6 protein-coding genes are annotated in these 6,083 nt (G+C 40.9%); 5 read left to right on the top strand and 1 reads right to left on the bottom strand.

Annotated features, from left to right (window positions below):
- Positions 1 to 4 precede the first annotated feature (4 nt).
- From BM176_RS23320 to BM176_RS23330, 3 genes are all read left to right on the top strand, one after another.
- On the top strand, positions 5 to 847 hold the full coding sequence (locus BM176_RS23320; RefSeq protein WP_090106744.1) for a chromate resistance protein ChrB domain-containing protein: 843 nt from the start codon (positions 5 to 7) through the stop codon (positions 845 to 847).
- Between the two features lie 86 nt (positions 848 to 933).
- The gene (locus BM176_RS23325) at positions 934 to 2,109 is read left to right on the top strand and encodes a chromate transporter (RefSeq protein ID WP_090106745.1); all 1,176 of its coding nucleotides are present in this window, start codon (positions 934 to 936) and stop codon (positions 2,107 to 2,109) included.
- A gap of 22 nt (positions 2,110 to 2,131) precedes the next feature.
- Entirely contained in the window at positions 2,132 to 2,857 is a 726-nt protein-coding gene (locus BM176_RS23330; RefSeq protein ID WP_090106746.1) for a superoxide dismutase, read from the top strand.
- A gap of 138 nt (positions 2,858 to 2,995) precedes the next feature.
- Here BM176_RS23330 and BM176_RS23335 read toward each other — a convergent pair whose 3' ends face one another.
- On the bottom strand, positions 2,996 to 3,733 hold the full coding sequence (locus BM176_RS23335; RefSeq protein WP_177230508.1) for an MBL fold metallo-hydrolase: 738 nt from the start codon (positions 3,731 to 3,733) through the stop codon (positions 2,996 to 2,998).
- Between the two features lie 93 nt (positions 3,734 to 3,826).
- On the opposite strand from BM176_RS23335, the gene BM176_RS23340 reads away from it, so the two are divergent.
- Together BM176_RS23340 and BM176_RS23345 are read left to right on the top strand one after the other, a co-directional pair.
- Positions 3,827 to 4,186 (top strand): winged helix-turn-helix transcriptional regulator, encoded by a 360-nt coding sequence (locus BM176_RS23340; protein ID WP_090106748.1) that lies wholly within the window; start codon positions 3,827 to 3,829, stop codon positions 4,184 to 4,186.
- Between the two features lie 257 nt (positions 4,187 to 4,443).
- Entirely contained in the window at positions 4,444 to 5,751 is a 1,308-nt protein-coding gene (locus tag BM176_RS23345; protein ID WP_090106749.1) for an amidohydrolase, read from the top strand.
- Positions 5,752 to 6,083 lie beyond the last annotated feature (332 nt).

Here is a 6,083-nt window from a genome sequence, read left to right on the forward strand (position 1 = left end):
AGGTATGAAATGGATCACGCGTGAGCGACCTAAAATTGACAGATTGGCCTGCCCCTGGCTTATTAAACGTTTTATAGACACAGAGGCAGAAATTATTTATGTGCCTTTCCAGGAAGTACTGCAAAAGGCGGAAGAGTTAAATGCTACTCCTTTTGACATTGCTGGTGTGGAATACACTCATTACGAAGACCTGTGTACGTTTGATTATTTTATAAAAAAGCATAGTATAGAAGACCCGGCAGTGCTTGCACTGGCTCCCATAATCCGGGGGGCAGATACAGACCGTCACGATCAGGCTCCAGAGGCCGCCGGGCTATGGGCTATTTCAGCAGGTTTGGCATACAATGAGCCAGACGACCACAAACTACTGGAAAAAGGGATGCTGTTATATGATTCGCTTTACAGCTGGGCCAAATACCTGCAGCATGTAAAGCACACCCAGCAGCCCTTTGAGAACCAGCTGCTGGATATCTTTAACAAATTCCTGCAACACGAAAAGGATAGTAAAAAAATACCAACGTGGGCAAAAGAGTTGAAAGAGATCATACAGGACCAGATTGATACCAATCTTAATTTTAGTCTGAAGGGATTGTCAGAAACACTCCAGGTGCATCCTGCTTATTTATCACGGGAGTTCTCCAAATATTTTGATGATCTTTCCTTCGGAGATTACATCCGCAAGCTGCGCATCGATAAAGCTGTACAGCTCCTTAACTCCACTTCGCATTCACTTACGGAAATTGCTTATCTCACCGGCTTTTCCGATCAGAGCCATTTTACCAGGATATTTAAAAAATATACCGGTAAAAGTCCGTCTGCCTATAAAAAGAGTTTACCTAAAAAGTAAAAAGTAGGCTAAACCTTCGTTTTCATTCTATTTTTTAGTCAGGGATTATTGGACTTTGCAGTCAAAACGAGACGCTCTAAAACGCAATGAACAATAATACTAATACTACTGTTTCGTATACACTACGTGATCTGGTTATTTACTTCCTGAAGTTAGGCAGTTGGGGTTTTGGAGGCCCTGTTGCGCTTGCAGAATATATGCACCGCGATTTAGTTGAAAGGCGTAAATGGATCAGTGAAGAAGATTACAAAGAAGGTCTGGCATTGGCGCAACTGGCACCAGGACCATTAGCCGCACAGCTGGGAATATACATTGGGTATGTTCATTACCGGATTTTAGGCGCAACGTTGACTGGCCTGGCCTTTGTATTACCATCTTTTCTGATGGTGGTAGTATTGGGATTTATTTATACCAAATGGCAGGGCATACCCTGGATGCAGGCAGTTTTTTATGGCGTGGGTGCAGCAGTGATGGGCATTATTGCCATGAGTGCTTATAAATTAACCCGTAAATCTATTGGTAGTGACAAGTGGTTGGGTAGCATCTATCTGATCGCAGCAGCATATACGGTGTGGAAAGAAAATGAAGACGTATTGCTTTTTCTTGGTGCAGGGATTATTTATTGGTGGGTAAAATCTCCCAACAAGAAAATATCATTTCCGAAGAAAAGACCAGCAGAAATCATTAAATCATTCTCGTTTCCATTGCTCTTTAATATGTTTATCAGCTCTTCCGGTAACACGCTTTGGCAAATACTACTATTCTTTACCAAAGCGGGTGCACTGGTGTTTGGCAGCGGATTGGCAATTGTACCATTTCTTTATGGCGGAGTAGTAAAAGAGCGTGCCTGGCTGAATGAACAACAATTTATGGATGCTGTTGCCGTAGCTATGATCACACCCGGTCCGGTGGTGATCACTGTTGCGTTTATAGGATTTCTGGTTGCGGGCTTTGCAGGTGCGTGTCTGGCTGCCTTTGGAACCTTTTTCCCCAGTTACGTTTTTACCGTATTACCTGCACCTTATTTCAGAAAATATGGTAAAAGCCCTGGCATAAAGGCTTTTGTTGATGGTGTTACCGCAGCGGCTATTGGCGCAATATCCGGTGCCGTTATAGTATTAGGGAGAAGATCATTGATAGATGTTTATACACTTACTATTGCTGTTATTACAGTGATAGTGTTGCTGCGCTTTAAAAAAGTACCGGAGCCGGTAATTATATTGACGGCAGCAGGTATTGGGCTTTTATTAAAAAACATTTAATTACCACCAATAAATATATTTCATGAACAGAATGCAATTCCTTAAAGGAGGACTTTTATTAGGCGGAGCCGGTATTTTAAACACAAATGGCGTACTTGCACATAGTATTCAGGAGAATAATAACCTCGATAAATTAACAGATGCCAATGGAGAGTTTATGCTGAACCAACTTCCATATAATGAATCCTTCCTGGAGCCATATATGGATGCAGAAACTCTTCATTTGCATCATCAGTTTCATCATGGTGGCGCTGTGAAAGGAGCTAACAATGATATTAAAATGATCAAAAAGGCTGTTGACGAAAATAACCTGGAAACAGTTGATTTCTGGACAAAGAAATTATCTTATCATTTCGGTAGTCATTTACTCCACACCATCTTCTGGACCAATCTTACCAATAAAAAGTCTGACCCCAAAGGAGAACTATTAAAACTTATTGAAACCAGTTTTGGAACATTGGATAAATTCAAAGGTTATATAGCTGAAACAGCTAAAAACATTGATGGTAATGGTTGGGGTATATTGGCTTATCAGCCTTATTCCGGTACACTCACAATCATGCAATGTGAAAACCATGAAAAACTGCAACAATGGGGCGCCATTCCTATATTGGTAATTGATGTATGGGAACATGCCTATTACCTGAAGTATAAAAATAAACGGCAGGACTTTGTAGACACCCTTTTTAATATCATTAACTGGGATAATGTGGCCGAACGATTAAATACAGCCAGGAAAATCGGATAATTCCATACGCAGTCATTTAAGCCCTGCTATTAGATGGCCCCTGGTTTAAGCCGTTTAGCTTAAACCAGGGGCCATCTGAATGTTTGCGCGGAAAGTTTTCTATATAATCATTTAGTCTGGTTGGTTGCCGGTAGCTGGTTAGTAAATAAATATTTCTCCATCATCAGGAACTATACATCTTTTTATTGCCTCCTTGATTTTCTGACGGCTTTCAGTACTGTGATTCACGGCTTCAAGATGTACTACATATATTTTAGCAGAAGGGGTATAGTCGCAAACGGTGATAATATCTTTAATATCCATAACGATACTATCGCCTGTTATGAAGCGTGCAGCTCCTCCATTCACTACTATATGCCCGGGATTGTATTTGTCTATTGCAGCTTTTACTTCCGGGCACCATATAGTGTCTCCAGCAATATATAAAGATTCCTTTCCATCGTTGATAACGTAACCGGAAACGGTCCCCATCCTTTGGCCTATTTCACCGGTTCCGTGTTTTCCGCTGGTTCTGCTGATCTTTGCGCCATTCCATATGATCTCATCATCTATCTCCTGAACATTTATAAATCCTTGTTTCCTGATTGTATCTACATTAGCTGGTTGGCAAAACAGCAGTATATCTTTAGGTAATAGTTCCTGTGCCGTAATATCCCAGTGATCCTGGTGGATATGTGTTAACAGAACAGCATCTGTTTGCGATATAACTTCCTCTATATCAATTGGTAGATCCACTAATGGATTGCGTAAATTATTGCCAGTCTGCGGAATGGAGTCATAAGTATGTTTAGGAGCCAGCAAAGGGTCTATCAGCACTTTTTTGTTGTTAATATGCAGTATTTGTGTAGCATTCCTAAGTAATTGCAACTTTATCATAAAACATCTAAATTTGATAGCGCTAAGGTCAGCCAATCTTTCTAAAATTGTAAGAAGTTGACCAATAGGTAACCTGTTCACCTTTTGGTAACCATGAATTATATTCAGTTTAAACATTGTGGTCTTAATGTAGCACTTGATGTGTTGTCCGGTAAATGGAAACCAATCATTCTCTATCACCTGTTTCATCAGGAAGAAATACGCTTTACTGAGCTTTGGCGGATTATTCCCAAAGTGGCTAAAAAGGTATTGCTGGAACATCTGAAACAGATGGAGATGCACGAGCTGATCATCCGTGAAGAGAGGTCTGTTTTTCCTCCTGAGGTGTATTATAAAATTTCTGAAAAGGGTAGGGCATTAGGTCCCGCTCTTACTGCATTGGAGCTTTGGGCTAATGAACATGCAGAAGAGGAGGTGAAGGCATTGCAGGCAAAGAGGAGGTGTAGTGTATAAGGTTCAGGATCGTACCATCATAATAGTTAGACTGCTGAATGATTAATGTATAGCCCTGTAACAGAAGCAGTTTAACAAATGGGGTAAGACTTTTAGAAGGTTTATCAGCCTTACAAAGTTTCATAACTTAGTATTACTCAAACAAGTATTCTTCAGATTCTAAAATTCAATAAGATTTAGGACTTTAGATACCATCAATAGCAGGTTATTAGATTCAAAGTTTTATTCTTATATTAACTTATCTAAAAAACCAGCTGATGAAAATATTGCCCATCCTATTTTTTCTATTGTTTTCAGTGCAGATATTTGCACAAAATACAGCCCGCATCACACAGGTTAGCAACAAAGCCGATGCATTAAAAGACCAGATAATCACCTGGCGGCGCGATTTTCACGAACATCCCGAACTCGGTAACCATGAAATACGTACCTCAGCAATTATTGCCAAACATTTGCAGTCGCTCGGTATTGAGGTGCAAACAGGCATAGCAACAACCGGAGTCGTGGGTATTTTAAAAGGAGGTAAACCAGGGCCAGTAGTTGCTTTACGCGCCGATATGGATGGTTTGCCGGTAACTGAACGTACACCTGTACCTTTTGCATCAAGAGTAAAAACCACCTATAGCGGACAGGAAGTTGGTGTAATGCATGCCTGTGGTCATGATTCGCACATGGCTATTTTGATGGGAGTAGCCCAGATACTTTCATCTATGAAAAACGAACTGCACGGTACTGTTAAATTTATTTTTCAGCCGGCTGAGGAAGGTGTAGAGCCCGGTCAGAAGGGTGGTGCCGAAGAAATGGTGAAACAAGGCGTACTTGAAAATCCCAAGGTGGATGTTGTATTTGGTTTGCATATTAATTCACAAACAGAGATTGGTAAAATAGCTTATCGCCCGGGCGGAATAATGGCTGGGGTTGATGATATGCAGATTATTGTAAAAGGGAAGTCGGCACATGGAGCCTATCCATGGTCGAGTGTTGACCCTATAGTGGTTGCTGCTGAAATCATAAATAACCTGCAAACGATAGTAAGTCGCAATATCAACGTAATCGAAAATCCGGCGGTGGTAACTATCGGAGCCATAAAAGGAGGGAACCGGTCAAACATTATCCCGGAAAGGGTTGAAATGCTGGGTACCCTGCGCTCTCTTACTCCGGCAGATGAAAAGATGCTGGTAGAACGGGTAACACAAATTGCTACCAAAACAGCCGAAGCACAGGGAGCTACTGCCGAAGTTAAAATACCTTACAGCAACCATTACCCTGTTACTTTTAATAATCCCGCCCTTACTCAAAAAATGCTGCCCAGTTTACAAAGAACAGCCGGAACAGAAAATGTATTATTACGTCCGCCTGTAACCGGAGCAGAAGATTTTAGCTTTTATCAGGAAAAAGTGCCGGGACTTTTCATCTTTTTAGGAGGAATGCCTAAAGGCCAGGATCCGCTTACAGCTCCATCGCATCATACCCCTGATTTTTTTATTGATGAAAGTGGTTTTACTTTGGGAGTTAAAGCGTTGTGTAATTTAACGCTGGATTATATGACAGCAAAAGAAGAGTAAAATCCGAAATTTATTTCTAATAATAAAAACAGAAGCCGTCCAATAAGACGGCTTCTGTTTTATATGATAACTGCAATGTCTATTATATATTTTCGTATCCATTTAGTAATCCGATGAGGAAGTAGAGTTATCCGGCAGGATAAACTGCCCCCGATCGCTGTCAGTCCAACTATTATCAGCCCATTTATTACCTCCCGTTTTATAGTTTGGGATTGCCTGGCTGGGATTACGATAAACTATGGTGTACCCAATTGTTAGGACCAGCAGTTGGTATTTCTTCGCTTTGAGAGGTGCCAATTGATTGGATGAGTTTACTCATCTAAGCAATTGGT

Source organism: Chitinophaga sp. CF118 (assembly GCF_900112615.1).
In the GTDB taxonomy this organism is placed as follows: domain Bacteria; phylum Bacteroidota; class Bacteroidia; order Chitinophagales; family Chitinophagaceae; genus Chitinophaga.

Excerpts from the sequence above, each read along its gene's own strand:
- BM176_RS23320 (WP_090106744.1), top strand. The coding sequence starts at position 5 with ATGAAATGGATCACGCGTGAGCGACCTAAAATTGACAGATTGGCCTGC.
- BM176_RS23325 (WP_090106745.1), top strand. The coding sequence starts at position 934 with ATGAACAATAATACTAATACTACTGTTTCGTATACACTACGTGATCTG.
- BM176_RS23330 (WP_090106746.1), top strand. The coding sequence starts at position 2,132 with ATGAACAGAATGCAATTCCTTAAAGGAGGACTTTTATTAGGCGGAGCC.
- BM176_RS23335 (WP_177230508.1), bottom strand. The coding sequence starts at position 3,733 with ATGATAAAGTTGCAATTACTTAGGAATGCTACACAAATACTGCATATT.
- BM176_RS23340 (WP_090106748.1), top strand. The coding sequence starts at position 3,827 with ATGAATTATATTCAGTTTAAACATTGTGGTCTTAATGTAGCACTTGAT.
- BM176_RS23345 (WP_090106749.1), top strand. The coding sequence starts at position 4,444 with ATGAAAATATTGCCCATCCTATTTTTTCTATTGTTTTCAGTGCAGATA.